A 17478-nucleotide genomic window follows, 5' to 3' on the forward strand; every position below is an offset into this window, starting at 1 on the left:
GTCCTTCGCTTCGCTTCGGACGGGTTCGGGGCCTCGCTTCGCTCGGTCCCGAACGGCCCGCTTCGCGGGCCTAGGTGACCCCGTTTCACGGGGTCCGGGCCTCCGGCCCGTTGGGCGGGTCCGCTCCGCTCCCCCACCCGGGCCCTTCCGGCTCCGCCTCCAGGACCAGCCCGCTGTCGCGGGCAGCTGGCAAGAGCGGAGCCGGGCGGGGGTGTTCGTCAGTCGAGGACGCTGTCCGGCTGGTGGGCGGCGTGGTCGCTGGAGGTGAGCACGTCCATCGAGCTGAACGCGTTGTTCGGCTGGTACTTGTCGGCCCCGGACTGCTCGTTCTCCGAACCGGCGAACAGGTCGTCTTCCTCAGGCTCCGGCATGACAGCACTCCCTTGCATAGGTGATCCAACGATCACCACCCTCACCCCCGGACCGGCTTCACCGGAAGACAGCCCACTCGAACGAGTGATCTGAAACCGGCCACGGCATCACGGAATGTCCGGAGGGCCGCACTGACGGGCCGACGGTGTGAGCTGGGCGAGGACCGGGCTTCGTTCCAGAGCACGACAGTGAGGGAGAACAGGGATCGGGAGATCCTGCTCGCTTGAGTGCATCGGCACGGTAGAGTCGAGCCTACATCAGGAGCAGATGCAGGTGTGTAGGATCCCGCGAAACCCGGCACTCCCTCCCGGCGGTCTGGATGTGTTGCTGTTCGGGGGCGTGGTGCGTGGGATTCGGATGCTGTGTACCAGCCCGAGAAACCCGCGACTGCCCCGGGGTCGAGACGCCTCTATCCGACGGAGAAAGCGAATGCAGAAGTCTGGCGGAATCACCCTGCGACCTCACCAGGAGGAAGCGGTGGAGGCGATTGTCCGGGGGCTCGATATCCCGCCGGGAAAGCGGATTCCGAAGGCAGGTCTGCGGGCCACGGTCGTGGCCGCGTGCGGGACCGGGAAAACCTTCATCGCCGCCGCGGCCGCGCTCCGGCTGGCCCGGGGCGGGAGGGTCCTGGTCCTGCTGCCCACCCTGGACCTGCTCACCCAGACCGCGCGGGAGTGGCGCACGGCCGGCCACGACGGGCCGGCTGTCGCGGTGTGCTCGCTTCAGGACAACGCCCAGCTCTACGGACTCCAGGTGCGCTCGACGACGTCGGCGCCGCAGCTCGCCCTGTGGCACGGGCGCGGGCCGGTCACCGTGTACGCCACCTACGCCTCCCTGCCGGTCGTGGCCGAGGCGTTCGGCGGGGAGTACGGGCTGGTGATGGAGCCGTTCGACTTGATGGTGGTGGACGAGGCACACCGCACCTCGGGGTCCGCGGGCAAGGCGTGGGCGGAGGTGCACCGCCAGGAGGTCATCCCCGCACGGCGCCGCCTGTACATGACGGCCACCCCGAGGGTCTGGGCGGAGCGGCCTCGGACGCGGGCCGAGATCCGGGCAGCCGCGGCGACGTACCGGCGCCAGGAGGCGGCGCGGCGGCGGAAGGCGGAGGCCAAGGGGAAGCCGTTCGTTCCGCGCCACGAGGCGTTGCCCGCGGAGTTGGCGTGTTCGATGGACGACGTCAAGGTGTTCGGGCCCGTCGTCTACGAGCTGCCGCTGGCGGACGCGATCGCACGCGGGCTGCTGGCGCGGTATCAGGTGGTCGTGGCCGAGCTGGTAGACCCTGTGGTCACCCCGGGCCGGCTCTACGGCAAACAGCGGTGGGACGAGGAGCTGCGGGGCGAACGCCTGGCAGCCGTGCAGACCGTCCTGCTGGAGACCATGGCGACCCATGACCTGAAAACCACCATCACCTTCCACCACCGCACCATCGAGGCGCAGGCCTTCGCCGAAGGCCTGCCCCGGGTCGCGGCACGCCTGCACGCCGTCGACCCGGGCCGGCACCCGGAGAAGGTGTGGACGGGGTGGCTGCGCGGCCAGCACGACGCCGAGCACCGGGCCGACGTCCTCGCGGACTTCGGCCGCCGTGCCGGCCGCGCCGTGCTGGCAAATTGCCGGGTTCTGGGTGAGGGCGTCGACATCCGAAGCGTGGACAGTGTCGCCCTGATCGACCCCAAGGGGTCCGCCGTCGACATCGTCCAGGCCATCGGCCGGGCGCTGCGCCAGAAGCCCGGCCAGAGCAAAATGGCCACCCTGATTGTGCCGGTATTCCTGGATGAAGATGAGGACCCGGAGGACATTCTTTCCTCGAAGTCCTACGGCCCTTTGATTCGGGTATTGCAGGGTCTTCGGGCGCACGATGAACGCGCTGTGGAAATGCTCGCAATTCCTCAAGAAGCGCAGAAGCGCATCGTAGCGCCGTCGCGTCTGATCGGCGAAGCACCCGACGACGGCGACGAAGAGGCCCGGCTGCTGCTGCGGTTCGCCGCCCCACGCGACCCCGCGCTGATCGCCAAGTGGATCAGCTACCAGGTCCTCGACACCGAACGCCAGGACTGGCGACGGGGCCTCGAAGCGGCGTACCGGTACCGGGAACGGGAGCAGCATCTGGAGGTGCCCTACGGCCACGTGGAGGGTGCGCACCCGCTGGGGCGGTGGCTCTCCGACCAGCGCATGGTGTTCCGGGCCGGGCAGATGACCGGTGAGCGGGCCGCCGAGCTGGAGGAGCTCGGGATCGTGTGGGACACCGCCGACGCCGGCTTCGAGACCAACCTCGCTGCCGCGCGGGCCTACCACCAGCAGCACGGGACGCTCGCGGCCCCCCGGGGCGCGGCGATCCTCGACATCGCCGTCGGGCAGTGGCTCACCAACGTCCGCCGGCCCGGCGGACTCGGCACCGACCCGGTGCGCGCCGCACGGCGTACGGCGGCCCTGGCCGCGATCGATGAGGACTGGAACCCCGCGACGTCGGGGTGGACGGTGGACTGGCAGCGGCACTACGCCTACCTCACCCAGCTCCTCGACGAAGGCGCCCGCCTGAAGGCCATCAAGCCCGGGGTCACCCGGCACGGCGACGACGTCGGCCGGTGGCTCGCTTCGCAACGACGGGACTGGGACCGGCTGAACACCGAGCAGCAGACCCGGCTCACCGCGCTCGGCATCACCCCCGCGCAGGTCGTACGGGCCCGGCAGGCGCCCGCGAAGGCCAGGACGGCCGCAGGGTCCGGGCGCGGCGCGGAAGCCTTCCAGACCGGCATCCAGGCCCTCGCCCAGTACATCGAGCGGGAAGGCGGAGGCCTCCCCGGCCGGCAGCACGTCGAACACCTACCGGACGGGGGTGGTGGGCACCGCACCGGGGTGTGGCTGGCCAACCAGCGCCAACGCCGCGACCGGCTGGACGCCGGGCAGCTGCGGGCGCTCGCCGGGCTCGGGGTGCAGTGGGCGCAGTAGACGGCTGCGGAACTACTGCCCGAGCTGCCACCGCCCGGCCTTCGGCCCCATCATGGCCCCGACCTAACAAAGCACTATTAGGAGCTGTCCGGTCGATCTCCACCAGGCGGGCGGCGAGGCTCTGCCAGAGCGTCTCGTCCTGGTGTTTGTGTTGCCCATCCTCCTTTATCAAGAGCTGGTGGCGGATTGATACGGGCTCACCCGCCGCGTGCGGGTGAGCCCGTGGTGTCCTCAACCAGGTAGAGCAAGCCAGCCGCACCACACGGTCGAGGTGCGCCTGGGTGGTTACCAGGCCACCGGCAGGAGTGATGGACCGTGCGTCACCAGACCGGCATTCCACTGCACTGCATCCACACCCGGGTCCAGGCGCAGCTGGGGGAGGCGCCCCAGGATCGTGGCCAGGCCGATCTCCAGTTCAGCACGGGCTAGATGGGCACCGAGACAGTGGTGGGGCCCGTACCCGAAGGTGAGGTGGGAATCGAGATCACGGGTGAAGTCGACCTCGTGGGGGTTATCGAAGACGCTCGGATCGCGGTTGGCCACGAGAAAGGGAAGAATTACCGGCTCGCCGGCCTTCAGCTGCTGTCCACGGATTACCACGTCTTCCGTGGCATAGCGGGCAAAGATCGGCGCCACCCCGAGAGGAATGTGACGCAATAGTTCATCAACCGCTCGGGGAATCAACTCGGGACTACGGAGCAACTGGGATTTGTGATCGGCGTGAGTGAGCAGGAAGTACAGAAAGTCAGACAGTTCAGTAGCGGTGGTCTCGAAGCCGCCCACAAGGATTGCCATGGACAGGTGCAGCAGTTCCATCTCAGTCAGGAATCCGTGATCGTCACGCGCCTGAACCAAGCCGGTGAGAAGATCCTCGGCGGGCCGGCTCCGACGTTCAGCGATGATTCGCATCACGTAGTCGGCGAGCTTGACGACCCGGTCGGCAGTCTCCTGCTCCGAGAAAGCCGAGGTCGTGAAGAATGCCAGCGCCCACTGCGCGATGTTGCGCCGATCCTCGTACGGCACACCGAGCAACTCACAGATGACAGTGATGGCCAGAGGGCGGGAGAACTGCTCGGTCAAATCCGCCGGAGGGCCGCTAAGCGTCATCTGATCGATCAGATCATGGGCGATCTCCTGGATGCGCGGGCGCAGCGCCTTTACGCGGTGCGGTGTGAATGCCTGGGCGACCAGGCGGCGCAGTCTAGTCTGCTCCGGGGGGTCCATGCCCAGGATGCCTCGCTCGTCACCCAGTGTGTGCGAGTGCATGCGAGGCTCATTGCGACCGATGGCCGCAGAAAGACTAAAACGGGCATCGTTCAGAACGGCGCGGACGTCTTCATAGCGCGTCAGAAGCCATCCCGGCTCGCCGTAAGGCAACTGGACCCAGCATACCGGTTCTCGTTCCTGTAGGTCCGAGTAGCGCATGTCGAAGTCCAGCGCGGAGGGCTCGCCAAATGGATATGGAAGAGGCTGCGCACGACAATTCAGAGATCGCACCGTAGGCGAATCGGCTGATCCCTTTGCCTCATTGATAGTCATATGATCACCGGAGAGATGAGTATCCACGAATGGGCGAGTGGAGTCGATGATCTCATTCAAACTGGACGCGAAATGAATAACACGCCCCCTCAGCACCCCTCCCCGGCCGACCAGCCGGACGCCGACGACGTCGAACAACACGCCTGTCCGAAGTGCGAAGCCCAGCCCGGCTCGCCGTGCCGTTCACGCGGCGGCGCCGTCGCCTCCGCATACCACACCCGCCGCTTCACCCTGGTGCGATCTCTCGGTTTCGTGTCAGCACGCCACCTGCACGAATACCGCCCCGTGACAGTGGAACCGCCCACATCTCTCACATCCTCGACAGTGAACCCCGACCCGGAAACCGACACTGACCTGCACCAACACGCAGACCCTCACTGCCTCTCACTCCACTGTCACCAAACCGAGAGATCGCAGCCAGGGCAGCCAGAGAGCAAGATCGCGTGTGTGAATGCGCACGCTCATGACAGCCAGGAGCCTTCGGGAAAGGCACCCCACAGCAGCAGCCCGGTCACCGCATGACAGCCATGATCACTACTTCCGCGCCGCACAAGCAGGGACATTCCGCCCATCCGCGCTGACGCCGATCCGGCGCCACCGCCGCACCCATTCACAGGTTCATCCGGTTGGCCTCCGCCCGCGGACCCGTCCGAGTGAGGCGGAACGATTCGTCACCGCCCGAGGCATAACCCGAGTCTGGGATCCGACAGGGTGGGGGCGACCATCCCCCGCCTACCCCACGGGATCCCCCATGCGTCTGCGCAACTCCCTCGCCGCCGCCATCGGCGCACTCACCCTCGTCCTCACCCTGCCCAGCTCCGCCTCGGCCGCCGTCGGCACCTTCGAGTACACGTACTTCCAGAATGGCCATGCGCGCATCGGTGCCCTCGTGGACCCCGCGGGCGAGGACTGCATCGACATCCCCGGCGCGACTGATGCGGACCCCGCACAGGGCCCGAAGAACCTCACCAACGCCACCGCCACCGTGTTCCTCGACTTCGGGTGCCAGGGCGACACCTTCTACGTCATGAATCCGCTGAAGATCCTCGGCCCCCGCCTCAAGTTCCGCTCCGTCGTCTTCAGCCACTGACCTCCCCCTCACCGCATCCACCCGGTTTCCCGTGCCCCACACGGGAAACCAACCCCCACACCCACAAACCCCGAGGCATCCCCGGGCAACCGCACGGCCAGCTCCCGGACGACCCACAAGTGCGCTTCGCACTCAGCGACCAACCCAGACACCCCAAAGCACACCGAACGGCGCACAGCACCGGCCACGATCGACACCCACCGAACCCCCGCGACACCCAGGTCAACGGCGGACCGGCAACGCCACCACGCCCACCTCAACCGGCTATCGCCCAGGCCGCCGGAGAAGCAGCCGAGATAGCGAACGCGGACACCATCAAGCAGGACCACATCGTCCAGGCCGTCGAGGCCAAGACCACCGGAGAGCTGCGCACCCGCACCGCCAAGGCGGCCCAAGCCCGACCGTGAGCACCACCACACCGCGCCGGCGCCAAGGTCTCCGGTACCCACCGCCGCTCCCGCCCGACCCCCTCCAACAGAAGCGCCGCACCGTGCAGGTGGCGGGGACATCGTCCGCCCGACACCCGGGGGCGGGCACACATTGAGCGCCTCCCGGACGGCAGCGAGCACCGCACCGGCGTATGGGTCGCCAACCAGAAGCAGCGCCGCGACCGGCTCGACGCCGAGCAGTTGCGGGCGCTGGCCGAACTCGGCATCGACTGGGCCCGGTCGGCTGTGTGAGATCCCAAGATCAGGCGATGCTCCGCCGGCAGGCCCTACCCCGGCGCCACGCGCACTCTGTCTGCGAACCTGCCGGTGACGCGACGTGACGGGGCAGAGGAGTGATCGTTTGCACGGCATGAACACGATCCTCAAGAAGCTTGCCGTGGTCGCGATCCTGGGAGCCGCGCTGTCCGCAGGTTCGACCGCGCAGGCCGCCACCGACCTCACTGTCCCCTCCAGGCCCCAGCCCGTCGACTGCCCCGCCTACACCGACGACACCGACGACATCAGCGCCTCCAGCAACTACGGATGCGACGGCGGCTGGATGCACAGCGTCTACAACTACTACGTGAACCAATAGGCGGGACAGGCAATCGCCAGGCGCAGTGGGCCGACTCCTGATCACCCGCCCGGCTCCCCGCCGCCGGGAGGGCCTCCGGGGCGGGGCAGGTGCCCGGATGCTGTGTTCGGTCCGGCAGCCTGCCCGCCCAGCCGAGCCTACGAGGCAACACCACCACGCGCCCGACACAAGCCGGCTCGACGCCCGGGTCACCCCCAGGACGGACGCACCCCGGGCTAGAGGTACGTCGGGACCTGCGGCGGGGTCCGGCCAGGCCTGGCCCAGAACGGGCCCGCGCCAACGGCGAGCGCCCCCGGGCAGATGCGTTCCGGCCACTTCCCGAAAGAACCCACTGATTCCGCCCTGCCTCGCCCGACAGCCCGGTAGCGTCCCAAACGATCATCAACAGCGGGCCCGGCCCGCAAGGAACTCGACGCCAGGAGCAGCCGTGACGGTGACCGAAGGCCTCGACGCCACCCCGGACGGGGAAACCACAGAGACCACGTCCAACAAGACGATCTTCAAGCGGACCCAGATCAAAGCAGTCATCAAGGGGGCGACCCGCCTGCGGTCCTCGATCGCCACGGGCGCCGCGCTGAACCAGGCCGTCACCTCCCTCATCCGGGAGGTCAGCGTGGCAGCACACGCCCTCACAACCGACGAACACAAGAGGGTCACCCCCCGCCACGCCGACACCGCGATCGCGCAGGACCCCGAACTCAAAGCGCTCGTGGACGGCCTCACCCAGCCAGGCTCACGCGGCAGGGCCAAATTGGCATTCATGGATCAAATCAGTCGAAGCATCAGCAAGTACATGAAAGTCACTCTGAGAATCCCCACCCGCGGGGACACCCCGATGACCCTCTCGAACCTCGCCTTCGACCTGGCCTACAGCATCGCCGAAACCGCAGGCGAAGCCGCCCGGAAGGCGAACAGCACAACCATCACCCCGGCCCACATCATCCAGGCCATCGAAACCCGGACCACCGGAAACCTGCGCACCCGCACCACCCACGCAGCCCAGACCCAAAACTGAACACACCAACCCACCACGAACCACACACCCCGGGGGGCGGCCCCCACACCGCCCCCAAACCCCCCACCGGCCCCTCCACCGGTAAAAGAGACCATGCCCCACACCATGGTCGTCGCCGTGCCACCCGCCGACCTGGAGCGCCCTGACGCCTACGTCGAGGCGCAGCAGCGCAACAAAATCCGTTGGGCCAGCGCCGAACAGGCCTCCGACGTCCTGCAACCGGGCGGCCCCGAGCTGCGCACGGCCTGCACCTGGATCCGCCTCCAGCGGGACCGCCTCCACGAGGACGGAACGCACCGCGTCAGCCGACTGCACGCCCTCGCCCCCGAGCGCCGGTGCGCGCGGCGGTCACCCCGGCGGCAGGCCCCGGTGCAGCGCCTGTCGCGGGCGCGGGTGCCTGGGTGGCGAGGACGGCCGCGACGCCCTGGTCGACGCCGCGTGCGCGTCGGCGAGCAGACGCTGTACGTCCACGCCCTGGCCGTCGAGGCGGCCCATGGCGGCGGCCATGTCGGGCCAGGCCGGGGAGGCGAGGGTCGCGTCGCGGACCATGCCGCCCGGCAGTGCAGAGTCCAGGGTGCCCGTCAGCTGCGGGTGCCCGCGCACTGCCGGCGTGCCACCCTGGCGGCAAAGGGAGGTCACCATGGCCAGACACAAGAAACTCGACATGGCAGCTGCCGAACGCAACCGCCGCGACGGCCGACATGTACCCGTTCCCCCGCCCCCCGCGACACCCGCACCCGGCACCACCCGAACGGACACCCGCCCACGCCCAACCGGCATCCAGCGCCCCTGAACCAGCTCCACAACCCGCCCCCGGAGGCGATCCCGGGCCCGGCACACACAGAAGGACCGCCCGTCGACGGTCGGCCCTCCGTGCGACACCACGTTCCGCCGTCGCCCCAAAGCCCCCAATCCGCACCGCCCGGCACGCGTACCGGGAGGCGGGACTGCCCAGGCCGACGCGGCCACTCGTGCCGGCGCCCGGGCTGCGGGCCGAGCCGGAGCAGCGCGGGGAACGGGAGCCCCTCCCGGCTTGCGCGGCACAGCCGGGCGGGAGGGGCCCGTATGCGGGCGCCGGGCGACGGCGTACAAGCCGGCCCCCGAACCGCAGCCGCCGCCCTGCGGCCCGGTCACCCGAGGGGCGGCATGGCAGCGGGTTCGGCTCCGGTCGCTCAGCCCGTGAACTCGCCCGCCAGCGCGGCCGCTCCCGACTCCGCCCACTTCTGGCGCCCCACCCAGAAGTCCGCGAAGGAATCCTCGTCCGCGGCAAGCCGGGAGCCGCCGATCCAGGACGCGCAAGCCGGCTCCGGCAGCACCGCCACCTTGACGGGCAGCTCCGTGAGCGCGCCGGCCTCGGCCGCCAGACGCGGCGCCAGGCCCGGCATCTGGGCAAGCCCCCCACTCAGCCGAACGGCGCCGGCCAGAGCGGCGCGCACCGGGGCGTCGGCGGCGGTCAGGACCTGGTGGACCAGCTCGTGGAGTCCCGGCTCCGTCAGGCCCAGGCGGTCGGGGGCGAAGAGGGCTTCGGGGACGTCGAAGCGCTCCGAGCCCAGGGGGAGGAGCTGCGCGTCGGGCAGCTCGTAGGACCCGGCGACCGCGCCCGCCTCGGCCTTGTGCATCTCGGCGGTCAGGTCTTCGGCGACGTAGCAGAGCCTCTCCCTGATGTCCCGCACAACTTCGAGCTCGGCCGGCGTCCTCAGGCTGTGCCCCGCCTGCATGAGCCGGTCGCTCAGATACCCGGTCAGGTCCCGGCCGCCGAAGCCGGCGTGCCGGGTGCCGGGCAGCAGACGCCCGTCGTGGACCGCGGACACGCTCACCACCCCGTCACCCAAGTCCACCACCACACCGGTGCGCACACACGCCGAACGCAGTGCCAGGACCGGCGCGGGCACGAACGCGGCCGCCCGCACACCCAACTCCTCGAACAAGACCCGCGCCGTGCGCTCCCGCTCCTGAGGCGAGGCGAACGGCGACTCGACCACCAGCACCCGGCAGTCGGCCGCAACGAACCGCAGCTCACGCTCCAGGGTGTGAGCCCACACCCTGGCCGCTGCCTCCCAGTCCTCCACACCACCCCGCGGCGCCGGCCGCTGAAACGTCAGGGTCGCGCGCTTCGCCGCCGCCTCGTCCCCGACATAGAAATCCCTCTGCCCCACGCCCGCCTGGGCCGCCCTGGGCACACCCACGACGTTCGGGAAGACCGCGCCCGGCTCGTCCTTCCCGGCCACCCCCGCCTTCACCCAACCCGAACCGAAATCAACCACGACCGTGCCGGTCATTCACGCCTCCACACTCCCGGCAGAGACAGACCCCCAGCCCCGCGAAGCCACCCCCGCCACCACAGACAAGATCAACAGCCACACTACCGAAAGTGACCTAACGATTGCATTCTGCGATGGACTGCCGTGCATGCCGGAACGCTCCGACCGGCTCGGGGACGGGCTGTTCGGGCGTCGCGTTGGGCTGGGGTTACACCCCTGCCTCCGTTCGGAAGCCTGGGTAGGCTTCCGGGCGCTGGCGCGCGTTCTGACGTGCCATCGCATACGGAGAGGAAGAGCGATGTCGTCTATCCACACGGGCAAGTTTGACCTGCTCACCGACCCTGCGGACGCGGCGTGGGGCAAGTTCCTCACCCTGATGGGAGCCAGTCAGGAGGGTCGGGACGCGGAGTTTCTGGTCAGCCCCAGCTACGAGCTCGGCTGTGCGGGTGAGCGGTGGACGCTGGCCCGTTTCTCGGAGTTGGGCAACGAGAGCGTCAGCTTCACCCTCGGCAAGGAGGTCGCGGACGTGCCCTTCCCGGGCGGCCTGACCGGCACCGCGACGTTCACCGAGAACGGCCCGGATCTCGTCCAGATCTTCCGCGGCAACGGCAAGGAGGCGCAGGTCGTCCACGCGACTGCCGCCAGCGAGATGATCACCACCTACACCACTCAAGGGCACTCGGCGGTCCGCAAGTACAAGAAGGTGGGGTAGCCGCCGGGCGAGCCGTCAGCGGTGGGACCGGGACGAACGCCGTCATCCGAGCGGACGGGGCCGGTCCGCCGGGCCGCAGCACGTCCACGGCGGCCTCGGTGTCCGGAGGGCCGCGTCAGCCTGCCGGCCAAGGCGGCCGTCCTGCGGACTGTTCCCGGCGGGAGCGGGACGGCCTCGTCCGATCCCGCCCGGACCGGACGAGGGCGGCCTGGCCTTGACGGCCCCGCCGGCGACACGCACCCCTCCACCGAAACCGAATCAGATTTCGGACATTCTCTAACGTTTTCCAGCCATTCGCGTAATTCGGCGAATAGCAGGATGAAAGGGTCGGGATGGTCACGGTCGTGATCACCCCATCCGAGTTGACGCACCCGGCGGTCCGGGACTTCGTCACCGCGTTCAACGACCACCAGGTGGACGCCGTCCACGCCACCGTCACCGACGACTTCGCCGCCACCTCCGGCCCGGTGCGCAACAACGCGCGCAGGTTCATGACCGTCCGCTCGGCGATCGCCATCCACCACCAGGACGCTGAAGGCCTGACGGTCCGCGGCCTCTACCGGCAGGGCCACCAGAACGCCCCCGTGCGGTGGGCCTTCACCCCGCGGGACGGCAAGATCGCCGAGCTCGTCATCACCAAGGACGACGACTTCCCCTCCGGCTTCTTCAACGAGGCCGACCCCGAGCTGGAACGGTGCCTGGGCCGCGGAACGCCCTACCGCACCGACTCCGACGGCAAGCCCCGCCCTCTGCTGGCACTGCGGCGCGAGAAACTGGGCTCCCACCTGTACGTGACGCGGTTCAGCCATTCCGGGCTGTGGGTCAACACCGGCGAGAAGGCCGACGGCGACGTCCACCGCTCCTACCGCAGCCCATCCTCCGGTGACCACGACGACCGCAGCAGGGTCAGCAGCGTCTCCTCCCACCTCGACCTCAGACTCGGCTGGGACGGCGACGACCACCAGATGGCCACCGTCTCGTACTGGGCCAAGCCCTACTACTGGGACGCCATCAAGTGGTGCCCCGAGCGCCTGCGCCTGGACGACAGCGCCATCCCCACCATCACCGGAACCCTCACCCTCACCGGCCCCGGCGACACCATCGTCAGCACCGAGAACATCACCATCAACGGCGGCCACGTCCCCTACGAACGAACCTTCACCCGCACCATCGCCCTCGCCGACACTCCCTCCGGCACCCACACCCTCACCTTCACCCAAGCCGTCAAAACCGGCGGCACCGGCACCAACAAAGGCGCCGACAAAGTCGAACTCAGCGACCACACCCTCACCTTCACCGTCGGCGGCTGAACCAGCAGGTCGGCGCCCCAGACGGGATGTCCAAGGGCTTCGGCGACGCGGTCGCTTCCCGGCCCGCTACCGCGGTCACCCCGCGGCCGGGCAGCACAGCGGCTCTCCCCGGCCTTGGGCCTGCGGTCCGCCGCCACTCCCGTGGGCGGTTCGGGCACTGATCCTGGAGGACCCCGACCTGCCGAGCGAGATCCCCGACTTGGAGCCCGACACGGCTCCCCGGTATCCGCCCGCCCCTACGGGGTAGGGGCGGGCGGATACCGGGAGGCCCCCCGCCACGGCCACGGGGGCACGGACGACAAGCCACTCCGTCCACGCCCTGCCCGGCGTCCGCAGTTCGGCTAAAGTCCGCGGCCGCAGCATGCCAGGCATCACCCACGCCGCCCACCCCCAAGACGCGAACGCCCTACCCGACGGGTGCCAGGCGTCTCCCGCCGCGCCGACAAGAAACGCGGCCACCGAAGTCTGGACCCCCATGATGGCCGTGCGCTCCCCTCTGCCTCCACGCCAACCCCCGGGGCGCGGAGGCTGAGGTCCACGTGCGATGGGCATGGCGTCCTTTCCCTGAGTAAAGATCGTGCACGGCCCGAGCAGCCGAGGCTGGGACTGCATCAGCCCGCGCGAGCGCTCGCCGTGCAGCCAGAAGGCCGGGCACGGCGGTTCGGCCCGGCCGTGTCCGGCGCCGGCAGACCGCCGTCGGCCCAGCGGCATGAGGTGTCGTCGGCGGGCCGGACCCGCTGCGAACGGGCCCCTGCCGCGTCGGCAGCGACCCCGCCCACCCGTCAGACGCGTCATGGCCAGCCGTCTGCGCCAGCCGGAAGCTGCGCCCGGGCCCTACCCGAGAGCGGACACCACCCACCGTCTGGATCTGTCGGCCGAGCCGAACTCTCACAGGCCGCCAGCAGCGCCGCCTGCCGGGCATCTAGGCGTGGTAGATCGCGTACATGCGGTCCTCGTGGGTGGTGAACGCGGGCGCGCCCAGGGCCGTGCAGGTCCACTGGCCGTGGCCGATCCGGTCGGCGGGGTGAACCCACCCCAGGGTGGTGTCACGCCAGCTCAGGTAGACGCGGCGGTCCATACCCAGGTGGGCCATCCACTCGTACTGGCCGGCGCGGTGCACGGTCGGGGCGTGCCGGGTGCGCCAGGTGCCCATCTCCTGCCCTTCCCATCGGTACTCGGCAGGCCCGGTGCGGTACCGGGAGTAGATGGAGTCGTTTTCCTGGCGGTGGTCGACGCAATTCACGCCGCGGGTGCGGCTCAGGGCGGGGGCGCTGTGCGCGGTGGAGGAGTTGTCGAGGCCGACGCGCTCGGGGGTGCCCCAGGAAGTACCCAGCATGCGGCCGGCAACGTAGATGCGGTGGTTGTTGTTGTAGGCGACCCACATGTCGGGGCCGTCGGCGAGGGCGGAGGGGGCCAGGCCACTGCTCCAGCCCTTGACGGCCTGGCCGTGGGTCCAATCCTGGCCGTCGAACCAGGCGTGGTAGATGAGGTTGTTGGTTCCGGTGTGGAACCAGTGGAGACAGCCGTTGTAGACGGCGAGGGCGGAGGGCTGGTAGCTGACGGTGGTGCCGAGGGGGGTCGGGCTGGTCCAGGCGGTGCCGTCGTGGCGGCTCCACAGGATCCGGTGGTCGCCGGGCCGGGAGAACACGGCATGGAGCTCGTCGCGGTAGGAGGCCAGAGCGGGGGTGGTCGTGGTCTTCCAGCCCAGCGGGACCGGCGCGCTCCAGGGGCCGGGGTCGGTGGGGCCGGTGCCGTAGTCACGGCTGGTGATCTCGATGCTGCCGGAGGGGTAGACGGGGCGTTCGCCGGTGTAGGCGACGCGGAGCGTGTGGTGGCCGTCGCCGTTGAACTCCCACTTCAGATCGCCCTGGTGGTGCAGGACGGCCATGTCGTCACGGGTCAGGACGAAGGTCCGGGTGCAGGAGAGGTCGTCGTTGTTGCGCAGGGCGTCCATGAGGGAGATGAACACCTTGGCGATCTCGAAGCCGATCGCCACCGGCAGGGGGATCGGGTCCACGATGATGCCGACCGGGCTTTCCAGGGCCGCGTCGATCGTGGTGACCGCGTCGTTCAGTGCCTTGTTCAGAGCGTCGTACCAGCGTGAGCTGCTCTGGTCGGCCTCCCATACCTGCACACTGGCGACCATGTAGCCGCTGTCGGAGTTCTGGTCGATGAACACGTTGTTGTCGGAGTCGAACGTGCGGGTCTGGCCCTGCTTGACCTTCCCGAACTCCTCCGAGACGAACGTCTGCCCCGCCCCTTCGCCCAGGCTGGCGGCCGAGGTGAAGTAGATCTCGTCCCGGCCGCCGCCCTGGTCCCCGACCGCGCGGGAGACGTAGAAGGTCTTCATCTCCATCCGCACCCGCCACGAGTCACCCGCCACCCCCGTTCCGGCGTCGGCGCGGGTGGTGTTCCCGGCGTCGGGGTAGCGGGCCACGCCGGTGACGGCGAAGCCCCGCTCGCCCATCGCTTCGACGAACGCCTCGTCCTCCTCGATCCGGCCCGCCGCCAGATCCTCAAGGCGCAGCAGCGAAACGTTCGGCGCCTCCCACGCCTCCTGCGCCAGCCGCGGCAACTCCTCTTGAAGGTCCGCCATCGTGAACCCGGAGGAGACCGGCCGCTCGGCGATGACCGCCGGCACCGTCAGCACCCCCGGGTCCGCCGTGGTCACCGTCTCCCGGTACGCAGCCCCCCACGCCGCCACCTCAGAATCCTCCACCACCGTGGCCAGCGCATCCACCAGCAGCTGCTCCAGGCCCGTCAACGCCCGGCTCCCCCGCGCGTCCGCACCATGCAACGCCACCCCGAACAGCAGATTGCCGTACTTCCCCGACGCCAGCGCCGCCCTCGACCTGGCACTGTCACTACCCCCCACCAGCAGCGCCTTCAACCGCTCGATCCGCTCCGCGGGCGACCCGTCTCCACCCATCACGCACACCTCTCTCCCGACACCCCGATGCCCCCGGCGCGCGCAGCGCACCGGCCGACACGAACCCGTTCATCCTGACCAGCAGGCCACCCGTAACAGGACACAACCCCCGGAACCCGCCCACACAATGACGCAAAAACACACCATAGTTACCGAAAAACGACGGTTCGCCGCATCAGATGAACCTGTGCCACCGCGACCACACACAACACAAGCGCCACCCCGTACCGGCACGGGCCACCCCCACCCATCCCCCCAACCCCTGCCGACCGGGCACACCCCGGCCAACCACGGCCCCGGACGGCGATACACCGCGGGAAGATCATTCGCTGGGCGCGAACACGGACACACCGGCGGGCGGGACGCGATGGGATGCCCCTACCAAAGACGCCCCCGGCACTGCCCCTCGTTCGGAGGTGCATCCGGGCGCCTGCGGCACGGGCCATACCCCGGGTTCCCCGGGACGGCCCCCCGTCCAGAGAGGTTGATCAGTGAGTTCTCCCGCAGGTAAGTACGATCTGCTGTCCGACCCCACCGACAAGGCGTGGAACGACTTCCTCACCGCGGTCGGAGTGACCGATGCCCTCCGCGACGCGTGGGCAATGATCAAGCCGACCACCGAGATCACCGTCACCGACGGCAAGTGGTCTCTGAAGAACCTCTCCGAGCTGAAAAACTGCGAGAGCGTCTTCTCCCTCGGGGAGAAAGTCCCCACCCGGCTCGAAGCCGACGAGATGGACGGCATCGGCGGGACCTCGGTCTTCACCCAGCCCGCCGAGAACAAGCTGGTGGAGACCTTCACCGTCGGCGGCAAGAACGGCACGATCACCCGGACGTTCAGCGCCGACGAGATGACCACCACCTTCTCCTTCCAGGGCAAGACCGCCGTACGCAAGTACAAGCGCACCGCCTGACCTGCCGACCCATCGCGCCCGACGGTTTTCCCTCCGTGGCAAAGCCGTCGGGCGCAAGCACTCACGGTGGCCGCAGCAACCGTGATCCGCACCCGAAGGCCCCTACCGGGGCCCCGCTGCGCCCCGCACCGCCGCCGCAAGCTCGGCGCCTCCCGGGCGGTCCCCCAGGCCCGCCAGACAGGCCATCAGGCCGGCTGCGGCATCCAGGCCGGGGGCGGACGCCAGGGGATACCGGCCGCCGGCGGACGGACGCCAGCCCCGCCCGTCCCGCCACACGAGGGCCGGCACCTTGACCGGGTGAACATCGCGAGTTCTTGACCCGCGCATGTCCGTCAGCGGCTAAGGTCCGAACCGGCAAGATCACCTGAGTTAAGGAGTCCCCGATGCCTGACCAGCCCGACGACACCGTTGCCGCCGAGAGCCAGGAAGGCAAGTTCGACAGCTTCTCGCTCGACCTCGGCCAGGATTTCGCGATCGGCGGGGGTGAGGTGTCCGACGAGGACAGCCAGCCCGTGGCGTAGTACCCGCCTCCGGACTCGAAACTCGAACGCACCGAAGTTCGCGCGATGCCCCGCCGTTTGGACCAGGGGCTTTCTCCTTGGCGGGGCCGGGCGGGCGCCGCCGGGGCACGCGTCCTCCTTGCCCACCGACGGGCACGAGGGGCCCTTCGCCGGCTTCTCGGACGTCGCCCCGCCACACGAACCGGCCGGCCGCACCGACGCCGCCTCGGCCGGCACACAGTCGGACCGGCCCCCGAGGCCGAACGCGCCGACAACCGGTCAGGCCTTCGGCGGGACGGGCCCGTACCCCGGCCTCGCACTCACCGGCCGTCTGGTGGTCACCCTGCCCAAGGCACTGTGGGTGCCGCTGACGCGCGGGGTGTACTGGAACAACCGGCCCCACGTCCACGCCCTCCAGCCCTGGACCGACCGATAGGGCCCCGGCCCCGCCGCCGGGCGCTCCGCGGCCCCGCCCGAGGCACTCGCCGAACGGGAACGCGCCGCCGCCCAGGTGACGACGACCGGGGACGTCGTCCGCGCCGCCCTGGAACGCGTGCTGAAGGCGTAGGCGGCCCCGCGGTACTGCCCCCGCACACGCTGGGCAGCGGGCCTCACCCGCGCACGCCATATCGGCACGGGCTACCCGCACCCGGCCTCCGCCCCGGGCCCGGAGGCCCGGCTGTCGAGCCAGAACCGGGCCGTACGGCGTCCCGGGCCGACCACGGTCAGCGACGCCGACGGCATGCCGATGGGAACCTCGATCTTGTCGTGAGCGAGCAGTCACGCCACGACGGCCGCGCGGTCGAACTGCGGGAGCACCTCCGTGCCTCCGGCCGGGGCGGGGAAGTCGGCGTAGCGGCGGCGCCA

15 protein-coding genes are annotated in these 17478 nt (G+C 69.8%); 10 read left to right on the forward strand and 5 right to left on the reverse strand.

Translation table 11 applies throughout. The features are described from left to right. Positions 1-218: 218 nt before the first annotated feature. Positions 219-371 (reverse strand): hypothetical protein, encoded by a 153-nt coding sequence (locus ACQKM2_RS39545; RefSeq protein WP_427718754.1) that lies wholly within the window; start codon positions 369-371, stop codon positions 219-221. A gap of 430 nt (positions 372-801) precedes the next feature. Between ACQKM2_RS39545 and ACQKM2_RS39550 the strand changes: the two genes are divergently transcribed. Further along, entirely contained in the window at positions 802-3318 is a 2517-nt protein-coding gene (locus ACQKM2_RS39550) for a Helicase associated domain protein (RefSeq protein ID WP_427718756.1), read from the forward strand. 285 nt (positions 3319-3603) lie between these two features. Here the strand turns inward: ACQKM2_RS39550 and ACQKM2_RS39555 are convergent, their stop codons facing one another. Next, complete coding sequence (locus ACQKM2_RS39555) at positions 3604-4995, reverse strand: cytochrome P450 (protein ID WP_427718759.1); 1392 nt, start codon at positions 4993-4995, stop codon at positions 3604-3606. Between ACQKM2_RS39555 and ACQKM2_RS39560 the strand changes: the two genes are divergently transcribed. The 4 genes from ACQKM2_RS39560 to ACQKM2_RS39575 all read left to right on the forward strand — a co-directional run bounded on the left by ACQKM2_RS39560 (position 4930) and on the right by ACQKM2_RS39575 (position 7985). Beyond that, the gene (locus tag ACQKM2_RS39560) at positions 4930-5379 is read left to right on the forward strand and encodes a zinc finger domain-containing protein (RefSeq protein WP_427718762.1); all 450 of its coding nucleotides are present in this window, start codon (positions 4930-4932) and stop codon (positions 5377-5379) included. The two genes, ACQKM2_RS39555 and ACQKM2_RS39560, sit on opposite strands and share 66 nt — an antisense overlap. 229 nt (positions 5380-5608) lie before the next feature. After that, a complete protein-coding gene (locus ACQKM2_RS39565) occupies positions 5609-5947 on the forward strand; it encodes a hypothetical protein (protein ID WP_427718764.1) in 339 nt (112 codons plus the stop codon). A 798-nt stretch (positions 5948-6745) separates the two neighbouring features. Continuing rightward, the gene (locus ACQKM2_RS39570) at positions 6746-6970 is read left to right on the forward strand and encodes a hypothetical protein (RefSeq protein ID WP_427718766.1); all 225 of its coding nucleotides are present in this window, start codon (positions 6746-6748) and stop codon (positions 6968-6970) included. 427 nt (positions 6971-7397) lie between these two features. Beyond that, positions 7398-7985: a hypothetical protein gene (locus ACQKM2_RS39575; protein WP_427718768.1), complete on the forward strand. Its 588-nt coding sequence runs from the start codon at positions 7398-7400 to the stop codon at positions 7983-7985. A gap of 348 nt (positions 7986-8333) precedes the next feature. Here the strand turns inward: ACQKM2_RS39575 and ACQKM2_RS39580 are convergent, their stop codons facing one another. Further along, positions 8334-8627: a hypothetical protein gene (locus ACQKM2_RS39580; protein WP_427718771.1), complete on the reverse strand. Its 294-nt coding sequence runs from the start codon at positions 8625-8627 to the stop codon at positions 8334-8336. 530 nt (positions 8628-9157) lie between these two features. Beyond that, entirely contained in the window at positions 9158-10264 is a 1107-nt protein-coding gene (locus ACQKM2_RS39585) for a hypothetical protein (protein WP_427718774.1), read from the reverse strand. A 280-nt stretch (positions 10265-10544) separates the two neighbouring features. On the opposite strand from ACQKM2_RS39585, the gene ACQKM2_RS39590 reads away from it, so the two are divergent. Further along, positions 10545-10958, forward strand: a complete 414-nt coding sequence (locus tag ACQKM2_RS39590) for a hypothetical protein (RefSeq protein WP_427718776.1) — start codon at positions 10545-10547, stop codon at positions 10956-10958. A gap of 344 nt (positions 10959-11302) precedes the next feature. Further along, the gene (locus ACQKM2_RS39595) at positions 11303-12268 is read left to right on the forward strand and encodes a nuclear transport factor 2 family protein (RefSeq protein WP_427718778.1); all 966 of its coding nucleotides are present in this window, start codon (positions 11303-11305) and stop codon (positions 12266-12268) included. 922 nt (positions 12269-13190) lie between these two features. Here ACQKM2_RS39595 and ACQKM2_RS39600 read toward each other — a convergent pair. After that, positions 13191-15197, reverse strand: a complete 2007-nt coding sequence (locus ACQKM2_RS39600) for a hypothetical protein (RefSeq protein ID WP_427718780.1) — start codon at positions 15195-15197, stop codon at positions 13191-13193. Positions 15198-15688: 491 nt separating this feature from the next. Here ACQKM2_RS39600 and ACQKM2_RS39605 point away from each other — a divergent pair, with 491 nt between their 5' ends. From ACQKM2_RS39605 to ACQKM2_RS39615, 3 genes are all read left to right on the forward strand, one after another. Next, the gene (locus tag ACQKM2_RS39605) at positions 15689-16111 is read left to right on the forward strand and encodes a lipocalin/fatty-acid binding family protein (RefSeq protein WP_427718782.1); all 423 of its coding nucleotides are present in this window, start codon (positions 15689-15691) and stop codon (positions 16109-16111) included. Positions 16112-16494: 383 nt separating this feature from the next. Then, positions 16495-16632, forward strand: a complete 138-nt coding sequence (locus ACQKM2_RS39610; protein ID WP_427718785.1) for a hypothetical protein — start codon at positions 16495-16497, stop codon at positions 16630-16632. A 118-nt stretch (positions 16633-16750) separates the two neighbouring features. Then, a complete protein-coding gene (locus tag ACQKM2_RS39615; protein WP_427718788.1) occupies positions 16751-17047 on the forward strand; it encodes a hypothetical protein in 297 nt (98 codons plus the stop codon). Positions 17048-17478 lie beyond the last annotated feature (431 nt).

Origin of the sequence: Streptomyces sp. NPDC004126, from assembly GCF_050275515.1 — a bacterium.
Lineage (GTDB): Bacteria > Actinomycetota > Actinomycetes > Streptomycetales > Streptomycetaceae > Streptomyces.